The sequence below is a fragment of the Microcoleus sp. S13C4 genome, from assembly GCF_036700865.1.
Classification (GTDB): domain Bacteria; phylum Cyanobacteriota; class Cyanobacteriia; order Cyanobacteriales; family Microcoleaceae; genus Microcoleus.
Window position 1 is genome coordinate 38,670 of sequence record NZ_JAUBPS010000025.1, and the last position, 15,113, is coordinate 53,782.

General features: G+C 45.4%; 14 protein-coding genes. 8 read left to right on the forward strand and 6 right to left on the reverse strand.

Annotation, left to right across the window (positions count from 1 at the left end):
* Positions 1 to 114 precede the first annotated feature (114 nt).
* The 3 genes from QT996_RS12965 to QT996_RS12975 all read left to right on the forward strand — a co-directional run bounded on the left by QT996_RS12965 (position 115) and on the right by QT996_RS12975 (position 2,009).
* The gene (locus QT996_RS12965; RefSeq protein WP_333046966.1) at positions 115 to 363 is read left to right on the forward strand and encodes a gamma-aminobutyric acid A receptor, epsilon-like protein; all 249 of its coding nucleotides are present in this window, start codon (positions 115 to 117) and stop codon (positions 361 to 363) included.
* A 167-nt stretch (positions 364 to 530) separates the two neighbouring features.
* On the forward strand, positions 531 to 1,622 hold the full coding sequence (ychF, locus tag QT996_RS12970) for a redox-regulated ATPase YchF (RefSeq protein ID WP_333046967.1): 1,092 nt from the start codon (positions 531 to 533) through the stop codon (positions 1,620 to 1,622).
* A gap of 21 nt (positions 1,623 to 1,643) precedes the next feature.
* Entirely contained in the window at positions 1,644 to 2,009 is a 366-nt protein-coding gene (locus tag QT996_RS12975) for a phage holin family protein (protein WP_333046968.1), read from the forward strand.
* 150 nt (positions 2,010 to 2,159) lie between these two features.
* Here the strand turns inward: QT996_RS12975 and QT996_RS12980 are convergent, their stop codons facing one another.
* The 3 genes from QT996_RS12980 to QT996_RS12990 form a co-directional block, all read right to left on the reverse strand.
* Positions 2,160 to 2,528 (reverse strand): NUDIX domain-containing protein, encoded by a 369-nt coding sequence (locus tag QT996_RS12980; RefSeq protein WP_333046969.1) that lies wholly within the window; start codon positions 2,526 to 2,528, stop codon positions 2,160 to 2,162.
* Between the two features lie 361 nt (positions 2,529 to 2,889).
* Positions 2,890 to 3,342, reverse strand: coding sequence for a DUF3531 family protein (locus QT996_RS12985; protein WP_333046970.1), 453 nt, complete (start codon positions 3,340 to 3,342; stop codon positions 2,890 to 2,892).
* A 127-nt stretch (positions 3,343 to 3,469) separates the two neighbouring features.
* Positions 3,470 to 4,486: a Sll0314/Alr1548 family TPR repeat-containing protein gene (locus QT996_RS12990; RefSeq protein ID WP_333046971.1), complete on the reverse strand. Its 1,017-nt coding sequence runs from the start codon at positions 4,484 to 4,486 to the stop codon at positions 3,470 to 3,472.
* A gap of 372 nt (positions 4,487 to 4,858) precedes the next feature.
* Here QT996_RS12990 and QT996_RS12995 point away from each other — a divergent pair, with 372 nt between their 5' ends.
* The 3 genes from QT996_RS12995 to QT996_RS13005 all read left to right on the forward strand — a co-directional run bounded on the left by QT996_RS12995 (position 4,859) and on the right by QT996_RS13005 (position 7,179).
* On the forward strand, positions 4,859 to 5,524 hold the full coding sequence (locus QT996_RS12995) for an energy-coupling factor ABC transporter ATP-binding protein (protein ID WP_333046972.1): 666 nt from the start codon (positions 4,859 to 4,861) through the stop codon (positions 5,522 to 5,524).
* Between the two features lie 115 nt (positions 5,525 to 5,639).
* The gene (rsmG, locus tag QT996_RS13000; RefSeq protein ID WP_333046973.1) at positions 5,640 to 6,368 is read left to right on the forward strand and encodes a 16S rRNA (guanine(527)-N(7))-methyltransferase RsmG; all 729 of its coding nucleotides are present in this window, start codon (positions 5,640 to 5,642) and stop codon (positions 6,366 to 6,368) included.
* 25 nt (positions 6,369 to 6,393) lie between these two features.
* The gene (locus tag QT996_RS13005) at positions 6,394 to 7,179 is read left to right on the forward strand and encodes an SDR family oxidoreductase (protein WP_333046974.1); all 786 of its coding nucleotides are present in this window, start codon (positions 6,394 to 6,396) and stop codon (positions 7,177 to 7,179) included.
* A 181-nt stretch (positions 7,180 to 7,360) separates the two neighbouring features.
* Here QT996_RS13005 and QT996_RS13010 read toward each other — a convergent pair whose 3' ends face one another.
* Together QT996_RS13010 and QT996_RS13015 are read right to left on the reverse strand one after the other, a co-directional pair.
* Complete coding sequence (locus QT996_RS13010) at positions 7,361 to 8,116, reverse strand: Fe-Mn family superoxide dismutase (protein WP_333046976.1); 756 nt, start codon at positions 8,114 to 8,116, stop codon at positions 7,361 to 7,363.
* A 213-nt stretch (positions 8,117 to 8,329) separates the two neighbouring features.
* Entirely contained in the window at positions 8,330 to 9,514 is a 1,185-nt protein-coding gene (locus tag QT996_RS13015; protein WP_445304565.1) for an aldo/keto reductase, read from the reverse strand.
* Between QT996_RS13015 and QT996_RS13020 the strand changes: the two genes are divergently transcribed.
* Positions 9,474 to 9,620: a hypothetical protein gene (locus tag QT996_RS13020; protein ID WP_333046977.1), complete on the forward strand. Its 147-nt coding sequence runs from the start codon at positions 9,474 to 9,476 to the stop codon at positions 9,618 to 9,620. The two genes, QT996_RS13015 and QT996_RS13020, sit on opposite strands and share 41 nt — an antisense overlap.
* Before the next feature lie 224 nt (positions 9,621 to 9,844).
* Here the strand turns inward: QT996_RS13020 and rpiA are convergent, their stop codons facing one another.
* Complete coding sequence (gene rpiA / locus QT996_RS13025) at positions 9,845 to 10,561, reverse strand: ribose-5-phosphate isomerase RpiA (protein WP_333046978.1); 717 nt, start codon at positions 10,559 to 10,561, stop codon at positions 9,845 to 9,847.
* 39 nt (positions 10,562 to 10,600) lie between these two features.
* Between rpiA and QT996_RS13030 the strand changes: the two genes are divergently transcribed.
* Positions 10,601 to 15,058: a tetratricopeptide repeat protein gene (locus tag QT996_RS13030; RefSeq protein WP_333046979.1), complete on the forward strand. Its 4,458-nt coding sequence runs from the start codon at positions 10,601 to 10,603 to the stop codon at positions 15,056 to 15,058.
* Positions 15,059 to 15,113 lie beyond the last annotated feature (55 nt).

Sequence of the window (15,113 nt, forward strand, 5' to 3'; positions counted from 1 at the left end):
TTAAAATTATGAGATAAAACAATACCACAACTCAGTTATTTTTGTTTTAAAATATAGCGAGAAGTGGCGACAAAATGTTTTTGGAACATCTCTCTTAGCGAGCAAAAAACTAACATGATTTTTCCCAACCCTAGTCCGTTTCCAGGCCCGCAGATTCCCAGTACCGAACCGGGACTGCCGACTATACCCGCATCGCCACCAGTGCCTGGTCCCGTACCCGAACCAATTCCCGGCCTTGTACCGGAACCGGTACCTGCGCCAATTCCGCAGCCAATGCCCGAACCAGTGCCGGAAACTGTACCCTCTCCGATTCCTCAGACAGTGCCCGAACCTATTCCTCAGACAATCCCTGAACCTGTGTAAATTATGTAGGACTTACGCACATCTTCCCGGTTGTGGCGAAAAATCTGGGGTTTGGCTAGGAGATATTCGCACAGAAACTGGGTTTCTCACGCCGCGTCCGTAAGTCCTCTCCGATATATTGGTGATACTTATGATATTTTGAAACAGTGATATGTTTCTAAATAGCTATGCTTACTGCCGGAATTGTCGGACTGCCTAATGTTGGCAAATCTACTTTGTTTAATGCTCTGGTTGCTAATGCCAAGGCGACTGCTGCTAATTTTCCTTTCTGTACGATCGAGCCAAATACGGGTATCGTGGCAGTGCCAGACGAACGGTTGAAGGTGCTGAGCAATATTTCCAATTCCGTGCAAACTGTGCCGACGCGGATGGAATTTGTGGATATTGCGGGTTTGGTGAAGGGGGCGAGTCAGGGGGAAGGACTGGGAAATCAGTTTTTGTCTCACATCCGGGCCGTGGATGCGATCGTCCACGTTGTCCGCTGTTTTGAGAATGATGATATCATTCACGTTGCGGGTTCTGTCGATCCGATCCGAGATATTGACATTATCAATCTCGAATTAATTTTAGCAGATTTAGCTCAAATTGAACGCAGGCTCGATCGCACTCGCAAGCTAGCCCGCAACAATAAGGAAGCTCAGGCAGAAGTGGATGTACTCGAAAAATTGGTCACTGTTTTGAATGCGGGGAAACCGGCGCGGCAGTACAATTTCACAGATGAAGAAGCTGAATTAGTTAAAGGTTTAGAATTACTGACCAACAAACCAATTATCTATGCTGCTAACGTGTCTGATGACGATTTAGCAACTGGAAATAGCTATGTCGAACAAGTGCGGGAAGTAGCAGCTAAAGAAAATGCTAAGGTTGTCATTGTTTCGGCGCAAGTTGAGTCAGAATTGGTGGAGTTATCCGAGGAAGAACGAACGGATTTCCTAGAATCTCTGGGGGTAAAAGAAGGGGGCTTGAAATCTCTGATTCGAGCTACTTACGAATTATTGGGTTTGCGGACTTATTTTACTAGCGGACCGAAAGAAACTCGCGCTTGGACAATTATCGCCGGAATGTTAGCACCACAAGCTGCGGGGGTGATTCACTCTGATTTTGAACGGGGTTTCATCCGGGCCGAAACTGTAGCTTATGAAGATTTGGTTGCTACGGGCGCGATGAATGCGGCTAAGGAAAAAGGTTTAGTTCGCAGTGAAGGAAAAGAGTATGTTGTACAAGAAGGGGATGTGCTGTTGTTCCGATTTAATGTTTAGCTTTTTTAAGGAGATAAACACATGGATATCGTTTCGCTGGCAATTGCTTGGCTGGTAACTTCGGTGAGCTTTTTCATTATTTCCAAGTTACCCATCGGGGTGGACATTGACACTTTTGGAAAAGCGATGATTTCGGCTGCGGTTTTTGGATTGCTGAATGCTTTGGTCCGACCGCTTTTTGTGGTTTTGGGTTTTCCATTGATGTTGGTAACTTTTGGTTTGTGGATAATTGTTATCAACGCTATTATCTTTGGATTAGCGGCTTGGCTAGTTGATGGATTTCGCTTGCGCTGGGGAATTTGGAGTGCTTTGCTGGGGGCTATAGCCCTCGGTTTTATCAACTCTTTGCTCTATGAGCTGTTGCGGACTCTGCCTAGTGTAAGGTAGATCCGGGTAATGCGGGGGGCGGAAGGAAGGGGGGGTTTATTCATCCTGTTAGTTATCGCAAATATTTCAGGTGAAACCCACCCCTACGGCAAATATTTTAGGTTTAATTCCCCGATATCAGGTATTTGTTTTTTGGTATTGGTTGAGTTTTTAGCCTTCGCAGTAGTCGAGAAATTGCTCTGGAACTAAACGCAATTCGCCCGATCGAAAGCGATCTATCGGCATCCAAAGTGCGGTAAATACCCGCTCTCCGTCTGCAAAGGCTAGACTCTCCAATTGATAAAATTTGGGATTAACAAATTCGCACTGATAGAGTTGTATTAGTTCGTGTCCGGCTTGGCCATTAAAAATAAAAAAATTTTCCAAACAAGCCAAATATTTGATATTTGTTAACTCGGCTTTAATTTCTTCTTGAAACTCTCTTTGCAAAGCGTCGATGCTGTGTTGTCCGAATTCTATGCCACCGCCCAGAGCTCGGTAAAACGTGTCTTGTTTGACCGGATCTTCGCATTCTGACACGACAATGCGATCGCCCGATCCGAATTAATCCTAAAACAATTACGCGAATTGTACCTTTTTGCATAATTAGTCATCAGCCATCAGTCAGTCGATTTTAGATTTTAGATTTTAGATTTTGGATTGAGGATTGAGGAGCATGAATTAAATCATTTAAATAAGCTTGTGGGATGGGCGTCTCGCCCATCCCACAAGAACAATCACGCATTGCAGTTTATTTAATTCTCATTCCTTACTTGCAGCATTGAATCTGGGAGGATGAACCTTAGTCTAGGGCTTATGGGAATTTAATTATTTAGGGTGCGGGTTCCGTACCTTACTATTGCAAGTCGCGAGGGCGGACACGGGGACACCGCCCCTATGGTTAATTATCAGCAGCAAAAGACTCTCGACGGCGACTGTTGTCAACGGGCCAGTTTCTATTTTCCCCGCCAATAATGAGTTTTTCAATCGTTACGAATTCTTTGCTGAGTTGCTGGAAAACATTAATCAAAACATCGAGGCCTATCGCATCGCTAGTGCCCAAATCAAACCAGCAGCGAGCCCAAGAACCTTGATACTCCATTTCTCCCATATTGTGCATCAAAGCCATCATGCTTTGGTCGGCTAGATTAACATCGTAATTCATCTGACTGATATCTAAGCCTTCATCTTGAACTTGCAAATTTTCTGCATTAAATCCTCCCAGTTTTCCCAAGAAAAACCAAGAGTCAAACACTTCTTCAACATACTGTTTTTCACCGTTTGAAGGCACGTTGCTGAACTTCAGCCAAATCCAGAGGTCAAAGGGGTTAAACTCGCGAAACTCTACTTGCATCAATTTTATCAAAGAAAGGGAATGGAATTGCAGGAATTAAATTGTAGGAGAGAGGAAAATGGGGAGAGAGGGAAACAGGGAAAATTTTCCTCCTGACTCCTGACTCCGGACTTCCCTCTGACTCTTGTTAAAGTGGTGGTAAGGCCGTCGGCCCCCAGACTCCATCTGCATCTCTAATTTTATCGCGCATCGGGTCACAGTCGCGAGATTTGCTGTCGAGACGGTTACGGGTTCTGCACTGCTGAAAGAAGATTTCGGCTACTAAACTGCGCGGCAGTTGGTCGGGTTTTGCTAAGGCTGCGTCCAAGTTTTTTCGAGCTTCCTCAAGTAAGGTTTTGTTGCTCTCTTTCCCCTGGGATTGGGAAAACAAGATTTGTGCTTTGAGATAGAAAATTTCGGGATTATTGGGCGTTTCTGCTAGGGATTTGTTGGCAAACTCTAAAGCGCGATCGTACTTTTTCAAGTCTCGATAACCTAGTGCCATGCCGCGATAAGCTAAGTAGCGGGGAAAGGCTTTTTGCTCTAGTCTTTGAATTGCTTCGTTGGGATTGGAAAAGGGCAGGTTTGTGGCTAGCATTAAGTCCATGTAGCCTTTGATTAGGTTGAGTTCTGGGTCGTTCGGCGCTATTTTATCGGCGGCATCTAGGTATTGAAATACTACTCGCAGTTTGTTGAGTGCTTGGGGCGCGCCTTTGGCTGTTCCTTCTTTGGCTATAATGTTCGCCCCTTCTAGAAAGTGACCTGCTGCTGTGTAAATGTTGCCGCGCAAGGGATTGGTTTTCGTCAGTTTTTCGCCGACTTCGCGGGTTTTTTGTGCGTAGGAATTCATCGAGTTTAAGTCCTGCTCGATGTATGATAGGGAGGCTGCCATCGCATAGGCGAGTGGCTCGTTTGGTTCGGCTGATAGTGCTTGTTGAACTTGTGCTTTTGCTTGTTTGTAGTTTCCTTGCTGAAACATTGTTTTGAAAGCGGTTTCGGTGTTGGGCCCGATCGCCTGCGGGTTGCTGCTGCGAAAGGGATCGCCCGCTACTGCTGAGTTAATGCAGATGCTGAGGGCGATCGCTCCTGCACAGGCGATCGCCCGCACTGTCTGTTTAGAACTTAACATTTGCTTGCCAAGCGATGCTAAAGGGGTTTTCGTCATCGTCATTTCTCTCAATGTAATATACTGTAAACTAGAAACAAGAGAGTTAAATTTTTAGACTTTCGGGCCGCGAATAAAAAAAGAGTGAAATTTGCTTGATTTTTTGTGGTTATTGAGGTATATTTTAATAATGGAAGTGTGACTTGTAATATATTAAACGACAGATTTCCATTATTAAAATATACCATGAAATAACACAAAAATCAAACGCCAATCCTGAAAAGAAATGAAACTCTTGTAAAGATTTATGTAAAATAATTGTGTTCGAGCGGCCCAAGCTAGAAACAAATCGCTGAGGCTGGGTAATTAATCCGTGTATCCTTGTCAAAATTCGTGTAGTGCCTTCCTTCTCCCCAATTACCAATTGCGTTAATGCTTTATCTAAAAAACTTAGTATATCATCCTACCGCCTGTCCGAATGCTATTCTGAAAAATATTAACTTAGAACTTCCCTCGCAGCAAATGGGGCTGATTGTGGGTCGCAGCGGTTCCGGCAAAAGTACGCTATTAGAAATATTAGCAGGTTTAGCGGAAAAAACTAGCGGCGACATCCGCTGGCGGGAACAGGAATTAACACCGGAACACTTGCAACAGTTAGGAGGTTTAGTGTTCCAGTTTCCAGAAAGGCATTTTTGCGGCGGCACAATTTTAGAAGAATTACGGTTGGGTCATCCTGAATTGGGACAAGAACAAATTAACTCAGCAATGGCAGAAGTGGGACTAGGACATTTGCCACTGCGCGCTTCCCCCCACGCTTTGAGCGGCGGGCAACAGCGCAGGGTAGCCTTGGCAGTGCAGTTAATTCGGCAGCCCCATTTGCTACTTTTGGACGAACCGACGGCGGGTTTGGATTGGTCGATGCGCCGACAGTTGGTAAGCTTGTTGAGTAAGTTGAAAAGTCACTGGACTTTGTTGATTGTTACTCACGATGCTAGCGATTTGTTGAGCGTGGCCGATCGCTTTTGGACTTTAGATCACGGCGATTTGCAAGAGGTCGATCGGGCTAAATTAGAAGCTAAGGAAACGAGTTGCGTTTAAGTTTTTGGCGTTTCCAATGGTTTCCTGGCGAATAGAATTCGCGTCTATACAAACGAAGTCCGCCTACACAGAAAGAAAAAAGTGAGAATAGAACTAGATGATAAATGAGATTAAAATGCCTGTATTGCCCCAGATGAACGAGTTGTGGAAAAAAACGTTGAATTGGCAGCCGGATGAGTCGCAGCAACAACAATTTCAGCGACTTTATGAGTTAATTGTCGAGGGAAATCGCTCCTTGAATTTAACTCGAATTACTGAGCCGATGGAGTTTTGGGAAAAACATTTGTGGGATTCTTTGCGGGGAATTGCGAGACTGCTGCCCGCTAATCACAATTCGGCGGAAAATCCCGAATTGTCCGCCGGTTCGGTGCAGAAAGCGATCGACATTGGGACTGGTGGGGGTTTTCCGGGGTTGCCGATCGCGATCGCCCTGCCGCATTTATCAGTTACTTTGCTCGATTCTACGCGCAAAAAAATTACTTTTTTGGAAACAGTTGTGCCGTCTTTAGGGATAGAAAATGCTGTGACTTTGTTGGGCAGAGCCGATGAAATTGCCCGAGACCCACAGCACAAACAAGCTTATGATTTAGCAGTTCTCAGAGCAGTGGGAGCCGCTCCTCTCTGCGCTAAATGCGCGCTGCCTCTGCTGAAAAATGGCGGTTTGGCGGTACTTTACCGTGGGAATTGGACGGTGGAGGAAGAAACGGAGTTGCAAAGGGCGATCGAGCATTTGGGCGGTAAAATTGAGTCAGTCGAAGCATTCACAACGCCGACGAGTCAGGGGGCGCGGCACTGCGTTTACTTGCGGAAAGTTGTACAGCAGTTCGAGCGTCCCGTGCGCTAGCTATAGCCGTTTTTCAATACTAACTATGCTTGCCAATAAGATTGCACTTGTCACAGGTAGCTCGAAAGGAATTGGTGCTGGCATCGCCCTTGAATTAGCCAAATCGGGTGCAGATATTTGTGTCAACTATTCCGATTCTCAAACATCTGCACTCGAAGTAGTCAACCAAATTCACTCTGTCGGCCGTCGCGCGATCGCGATTCAAGCAGATGTCTCACAGCGCGACCAAGTGGAAAGGATGGTGGATACGTGCGAACAAGAACTCGGTCACATCGATATTCTAGTAACAAATGCGATCGCCAGCGTCCGAAACACCTTGCTGGAAACTAAATTTGAGGATTTACAGCGGACACTAGAAATAGGGGTGTACGGTGTGTTTCACGTATGTCAAATAGTCGCCCGCCGTATGGTGGAAAGGAAGGCCCAAGGCTCGATTATCCATATCTCATCCCCGCACGCTCATTTTCCGTATAAGGGTGCTATTGACTACAACACCACCAAAGCAGCCTGTCATCACCTCGTTCTTTCGATGGCCAATGAACTGATGTGGCACAAAATTCGGGTCAACATCCTAGAGCCTGGGTGGACTGATACTCCGGGTGAGCGACGCTGGTATAGCGACGAATTGCTTGAGTCGTTCAGCAACCGAATGCCTCTTGGCCGGATGGGATTGGCGGAAGACTTAGGGAAAGCTGCAGTTTTCCTAGCATCTGATGCGGCTGGCTACATCGCGGGTAGCGTGTTAAAGGTAGATGGTGGACTGTACATTGAGGGCAGCCCGAGTTTGACACCAGAATCAGAAAATAAGTAGGTAGGTGGAATTAAACTGAACCATCTAACAGTATGGAAACAGGGTTAAATCAGCCACGCTTAAGGCTCAGGATATTTTACAATCGTTTACTTAATTGCGTTTTACAGCACCTACCTACTTAAAACAAAGTTTGTTGTTGTTGGGCTGTCTGCGATCGATCGCAACAACAAACTTTGTGGAACTAGGCGCTCGCCTTTTCATAGCGCTTGTTAATTTCCGCCCAATTAACCACATTCCACCAAGCTTTTAAGTAGTCGGCGCGCAAATTTTGGTATTTGAGATAATAAGCGTGTTCCCAAACATCGTTACCCATAATTGGATAGTTGCCATCTATAAAAGGCGTGTCTTGATTTGCAGTAGTTGTAATCTCCAGTTTGCCCGCTTTATTGCGGACTAGCCACACCCAACCGCTGCCAAAACGCTTAGTGCCGGCATCGTTAAATTTTGCTTTAAAATCGTCAACACTGCCGAAAGTTTGCTTAATTGCTGTTGCAATTGCCCCTGTGGGTTCGCCGCCGCCGTTGGGACCCATGATTTCCCAAAACATAGTGTGATTTAGGTGTCCGCCGCCATTGTTTCGCACGGTTGTGCGAATATCTTCCGGCACTTTGCTCAAATCTCGCAGCATATTTTCAGCACTCATATTTTTGAGCTGCGGGTATTTGCTGACAGCATCGTTGAGGTTTTTAACGTAGGCGGCGTGGTGTTTGTCGTGGTGAAATTGCATGGTCCGCGCATCAATGTGCGGTTCTAAAGCATTGTATTCATAAGGCAGAGGTGGCAGTGTAAAAGGCCCGGGGGTTTGGGCTATTTTTGGACTTTCTGCAATTGGACTTGCTTGCGGTACATTATTTCCTGACGCTTGGCAAGCACCTGCGGTAATAGCTCCGACGGTAGCAGTCACTAAATACAAGAAATCTCGGCGTTTAATAGTCATAAAAAGTACCTAAGTGAATTATTAACTGTTTTATCTCAGATTAAAGCAAAATGGGAGTGAGTTGAGAAAAAAGTTGTATCGCCCGAATGGATGAGACGGATGGGCGATGGTTGTGAGAGTTTCTCAAGTATAGGCTAATTGTGTGCGCGTAACTAACTCACGTGCTCCGGTTCCCCAACCCGGTTTCGAGACAGAAACCGGGTTTTTTTTTGATTATTCTTGGGACAAGCGCTGGATGGCTTCGCCTCCAAAAAGCCGATCGGCTGCTTGAAGAATACCGGGAATTTTAGCCGCGTGGGGACTGTGGGCTAGACAGCGGCGCAAGTCTAATTCATCGAGGCGATCGGCTTTTTGGCCGGGGAACCAGTGACTGGCATTACCTAAGAGGTTGTAGCGCATCTTGCAATAGTCGATCGTATCGTAAGCCTGCGCTAAATTCCACAGCCACAGAATCACATAAATATTAATACCTCCAGGAGTATTTTCTATAGTTGGTAAACCGACGTGCCAAGTCTTAAACCAATCTTCTCCTAATTTATTAATTGCTGCATCTTCCAACCTGGCTAATATCGGTGGCAAAATTTCATCGACTTTATCTAACAATTTTACAGCTTTCAGATGCTCGTTAAAATCTTCAGGTTTGGCTGCGCCTAAACTTAAAGTGTGTACTTGCGGATGCGACAAACAAAACAAATCATTAAACACCATCGGACTTAGCGGATAGCACAAGTCTACCAATTTTTGCGGCGGGTTGTAAAGTTGACCGCCTTTGTCGGAAGGACTGATAATAAAAACGCCCATATCGTGACGTTTAGCAGCTTCAATAGCCTGCCAATTACTTTGATTAATGTAGTACCAGTGCAAGTTAAGATAATCAAATTGATTAGTTTCAATTGTTTTGACAATCACATCCGTCGGGCCGTGAGTTGAAAAACCAATAAACCGCACTTTGCCTTCTGCTTGCAATTTTTTCGCCACATCCATGCAGCCGCCTGGACGCATAGACTCCTCTAGCAATTCCCACGTATTAATGCCGTGCAGCGACAGTAAATCGACGTATTCCAGTTGCAAATAAGCTAATGATTTATCAAATTCTTCGCGAAACTCTTGGGAGTTCGGTTTGGGGCTAACTTTCGTTTGCACTATCAATTTTTCGCGGGGAAAATTCTGCAAAATCCACCCCAATTGCATCTCGGAAGTGCCGTAACCGCGAGCAGTTTCTATGTGATTGATGCCGCATTCAACCGAGTAGCGAATCGTTGCTTCTAGATTTTGTTGATTGTCTGGTGGAATTTCATTGGCAGGCACGTCTTGCCATTTGTACTGATATCTCATGCCACCGCAGGAAAAGACGGGCATGGATAATTCTGTGCGACCGAATCTGCGATATTGCATCATAATCAAAGTCAAAGCTATAGCAGAAGGAAGAAGGAAGAAGGAAGAAGGAAGAAGGAAGAAGGAAGAAGGAAGAAGGAAGAAGGAAGAAGGAAGAAGGAAGATGTAAGAATCCCCAGGGTTTCACTGATTAAGAACTTCTTAATAGTCTTGGTGGTTGCTATAGGGTAAGAAACCTTGTTTTTGGTATTTTTGCGGGTTGGAACTCCTATACTTCAGCATTCTCCTCAACAGGCAAGATGCCTGTTCCACAAAGAGTTATTACAGCATTATCATGAACAGGCAAGATGCCTGTTCTACAAAGAGTTTTGGATCACCAGTGGGCAGTTTTGACTATTTAGAAATCTCGCGTACTACTGGTTTTCCGTCTTGGATTTCGCCGACTAAAACCAAATCTGTACAGTCTACAAACAAACCATTTTCTAACACACCTGGAATGTTGTTCAAGCTTTTTTCCATTTCTCCTGGGTTGGCAATGTCATCAAATTTGACATCGATTACCATATTACCTTGATCGGTAATTACCGGGCCTGCTTTTTTGATACCCATGCGGAGTTCGGGTTTGCCACCCAATTTTTCAATGGCGCGCATCACTGGTGTTAATGCCATCGGTATAACTTCGATGGGAACGCGAAAAGTCGAACCCAATTTATCTACGATTTTGGAACTGTCAACTACTACAATAAACTGAGTGGCGAGGTAATCGACTACTTTTTCGCGGGTGTGGGCTGCGCCGCCACCTTTAATTAAGTTGAGGTGGGGATCTACTTCATCAGCGCCGTCAATAGCAACATCAATTCTGTCGATTTCATCTAGTGTTGTCAGCGGTACTCCGTATTGTTTGGCTAACACTTCTGATTGAAAAGATGTCGGTACTCCCTTGATATCTTTGAGTTGACCGGATTTTATGCGATCGCCCAACGCTTGAATAGTATAAGCTGTAGTTGACCCCGTGCCGAGTCCGACAATCATACCAGATTGTACGCGATCGGCAGCAGCAAAGCCGACTTGCTGTTTCATCAATTTTACGGGATCTTGTTCTGTGGTCATGTTCGGTACTCCTCAATAGTTTTAAGATTATACCATTTAATGAAAATCGGATTTCTCGATACTTATACTTGGGATTACAACATTGAAACTCCTTACCGCGAACCTTTGGGTGGCACTCAGTCGGCTATTTGTTACTTAGCTGAGGCGTTGGCTGCACAGGGAAACGAGGTATTTTTGCTCAACAATACTTCCGAGTCTGGGATATGGCGTGGCGTTGATTGCAGGCGCAGGGTGGGGGACAAATCTAATTTAGAATTGCTGCGATCGCTCGATTTTTTAGTTATAGTCAATATAGTCGGCAAAGCGCTGGAAGTTAAGCCACTTTTGGGGCATCAAACTAAGTTGATTTTGTGGATTCATAACGAACCGGGCTTTGTATTCCTCCAAGATTTCAATAATCACCGAGAAATCAATGCTTGCGATGCTTTTGTCTTTGTCAGCGAGTGGCAACGGGAGCAATTTCGCCAGCGCTTTGGCATTGAATTCCATCGCAGTTGTGTTTTAAGAAATGCGATCGCCCCTTGTTTTGCTAATATTTTCCCCGATAATATTCCTATCCTCTCTCATAAATCTCGACCGCCAGTTCTAGCTTACACCAGCACTCCATTTCGCGGACTCGATATTTTGTTAAAAGTCTTTCCCGAAATTCGTCAAGCTGTCCCCGGAACCAGATTAAAAGTATTTTCAAGCATGAAAGTACACCAAATAGACGACAATGATAACAAGCTTTTTTTCGGTCAACTTTACCGCCAGTGTCAGGAAACAGAAGGCGTCGAGTACGTCGGTTCCGTACCGCAACCCGAACTCGTCCGGCAACTGCGTTCAGTCGCGGTTTTAGCTTACCCGAATACCTATTTAGAAACCTCATCTATTGCCGTGATGGAGGCGATGGCCATCGGTTGCCGGATTGTGACGAGTGAATTGGCAGCTTTGCCGGAAACAACTGCTGGATTTGCCCGTCTAGTTTCAATGTCAGGGGTGGAAAATTTTGCATCGATAACTAATTGGAAGCGTGCCGGTAAACCAGATTGGGAGGGATATACAAGGCGGTTTTTAGAGGCGACAGTCGGAGTTTTAAAAGAGGGTGCGGGTGGGAGTGGCGCAACTGCTGAAAATCATCTGAGACAGCAGGTAGAATATATAAATCGAGGGTGTATTTGGTCTGTGCGATCCCGAGAGTGGTTAGAATGGCTGAATAGTATTAGTGTAAAACCTGTAAGAGTGGCAGAGAAAATGATCGGGAATTCTTTAGTAGGTTTAGAGGCAGTGAGAGATTATTTTCAAAAGGGAAATTGGCTGAAAGATCGAGGTGATCTCGGTGGCGCAATCGAGAACTATCAGAAAGCTTTAGAGTTGAATCCAGGAGATGCAGAAGTTCATAAAAAGTTGGCGGAAGTTTATGTTTTGCAAGGAAAATTTGAAAAGGCGATCGCCTCTTGTAATGTCGCTCTTAAATTTCAACCCAATTTTGCTCCTGCTTACTTGACAATAGGCAATGCCCTGCACAGTCAAGACAAACTGGAAATGGCAATTCAAGCTTACTTGCAAGCTTTAGAAATTCAGCCGGAATTTGCTGAAGCCAGCGCGAATCTCGGCAGTATGTATTACAAGTTAGGGCAATTGGAACAGGCGGCAAATTATTACCAAAAAGCTCTTGCGATTAATCCTCAATTGTCTTCGGTTAATATGATGCTGGGCAGCGTTTTGCAGCAGCAAGGAAAGTTAGATGCAGCAATTGCTTGCTATCAAAAAGTGCTGCAACTGCAACCTGGAGATGCCAGCGCTGCTGAGAAACTATCGAGTTTGCTCGCACAAAAAGAGCGGGAAACTACTGACAGCAACTTTATCGAATTAGAAACAGAATCAGGCGAACAGCAACCAGTATCTGTCAACAAAGATGAAGGCTATGGCTTGCAGCCTTCGAGCATCAATTTGCCGCCAGCGCCCACCACTGAGACTTTAAATACTCCCTTTACAAACCCCGCCGAACTTTCCGAACAAGTTACCTCGCTCAATGTTCCTGATAGCGGACAAGTTGCTAATTTTCAAGAAGTAGAACCGTACAAAAAACTCGCCGAAAACTTTTTAGTTCAAGGTAAAATTAAAGAGGCGATCGCAGCTTGTCAGCAAGCGATAAAAATCCGACCAGATTTCATTCACGCTTATGTCACTTTAGGCAATGCCCTGCAAGCAGTAGGCAAAACTGAAGCTGCGATTCGATCGTATTCTCAAGCCCTAGAATTGCGGCCAAATTTTGCGGAAGTGCGCGCCAATATCGGCAGTATGTATTTCAAAATGGGGCGTTTGGAAGAAGCGATCGCCCATTACCAGCAAGCCATTGCCCTCAGTCCAGATTTAGCGGGCGCTCACTGGAACTTAGGGAAAGTATATCAGAAACACGGCAACATCGAAGCAGCGATCGCCTGTTTTAAAAAAACATCCGAACTCAACCCGCAGCTAGTCGGTGCAGACTTCCACTTTAACTTAGGTAATCGACTTTTCAGCCAAGGAAAGCGCGACGAAGCCATCGAATGCTACGAAAAAGCGATCGCCATTAAACCGGATTGGGCCGAAGCCTACGGTAACATCGGCAGCGCGCGATCGCAACAAGGCAATCTCGACGCCGCCATCGCTTACTATCAGAAAGCTGTAGCTTTAAAGCCGCAATTAGAAGTTTTGCACTTCAATATAGCCAATTCTTTTTTACAGCAAAACAAGTACGACGAAGCAATTACTAATTACCAAAATACTCTGAAAATCAAGCCCGACTGGCCGGAAGTTCACGCTAACCTCGGCAGTTGTTTTTCCATGCAGGGGCGGCTGGAAGAAGCTTTAGCCAGCTATCAGCAAGCCCTGGCATTAAAACCGGATTGGGCAGAGGTTTACTGCCGCATGGGACACATTCAGAAACAAGATAAGCCGTTGGAGGCGATCGCCAATTTTGAAAAGGCGCTCCAATGCAACCCCAAATTTAGCGAAGCCTACCAACAATTGTGCGACTTGCTAAGCCATTCCACCAACCTCGCCGGAGCCCGTAGCGTAGCCGACAAATACTGCGAAAACTGCGGCGAAAATGCCCCAATCATGTCAGCTACAGCCTACGTCTTTTCCTACCTGCAATCAGGTGTCAGCAAACAGGCCATTCAGAAACTCGAAGAAATCGAAAAACTCTGCTACGAAAAGGTCGAAACTTTTAGCGTAATCGAACTAAAACTGCTCTACGAAATCTTCCTGTTTGCAGTTTCTCACCTGCGAGACAACCGCGAAAAAAATGCCAGCTTCTACAGACTCATTGCCAAAGAATACTACCAAAAAGCTGTCCCGCAGCGCCAGCAAGTTAACAGAAGCAACCTAGCTAATTACCAAACAAAAGAACAGCGTCCTTTAAAAATCGGCTTCCTTTCCAAACACTTCCGCCGCCACTCAGTAGGCTGGTGCAGCGAAGCTTTAATTCGCGAATTAAGCCACATCACCCCCCATGTTCACCTTTACGTCACCGGCAAACTCCACCGAGATGAAGTTACGCAGCGGTTTGAAGACATGGCGGGCAAGTTTTACTGGCCTAAAAAATATCCAAACGGCTTTGCTGATGGCGGCGAAATCCTCGCCGAAGTAGCGCAAGACAACTTGGATGTTTTGATAGACTTAGACTCGATGACAGTACCGACAAATGTCGAAGTGCTGTATCAATATCCTGCGGGAATTTGCGTTTCTTGGCTAGGATTTGACGCGCCTTACATTTCTGATAATCACTACTTTCTTTGTGACGAACACACTCACCCCCCTGGTGTAGAAAAAAATTATTTAGAACAGGTAGTAAGATTGCCTGTTTGTTCGGTAGCAATTGGCGCACTGCAAAGCATTCCGGTAAATCGAGAGGCGATTAGAAATGCTCTCGGAATTGGCTTGGATCAAATGACTTATCTGTGCGTCGCGCCAGGGAGAAAAACTAATCCCGAAATGGTACGAGCTCAAGTTAAAATCCTTAAGGAAGTACCAGATAGTTTGTTAATCCGCAAAGGTCAAGGCGACCCCGATATTATTCACAGCACTTACCGCGAAGAATGCGACATTCAGGGAGTAGATTTTGGTCGGATTAAGTTTATAGGGCAAACCAGAAGTGAAGAAGAACACCGCGCTATTTATTATGTAGCTGACGTGCTTTTAGATTCCTATCCTTACAACGGCGGGACTCACAATTTAGAGGCTTTGTGGGCGAATTTGCCAGTGGTAACTCGATCCGGCGACCAATATCTTTCGCGCATGGGTTATGCTTTTCTGAAAAGTGCAAATCTTGATGTTGGTGCGGCGTGGACTTGGGAGGAATACACGCAGTGGGGAGTTAAGTTTGGCCGCGATGCTGGCTTCAGAAATGCGGTGAAAGAGCATTTAATAAAATCTAAGCAGCCAGAACATCTCGCACCTTTGTGGAATCCTAAAAAGTTGGCTGAGGATATGTATGAGGTGTTTCAAAAACTTTTGTCAGTTGACGGTTGACTGTTGACGGTTGACTGTTGACTGTTATTGGTTATTAGAAGGAAAAATTTCCGAA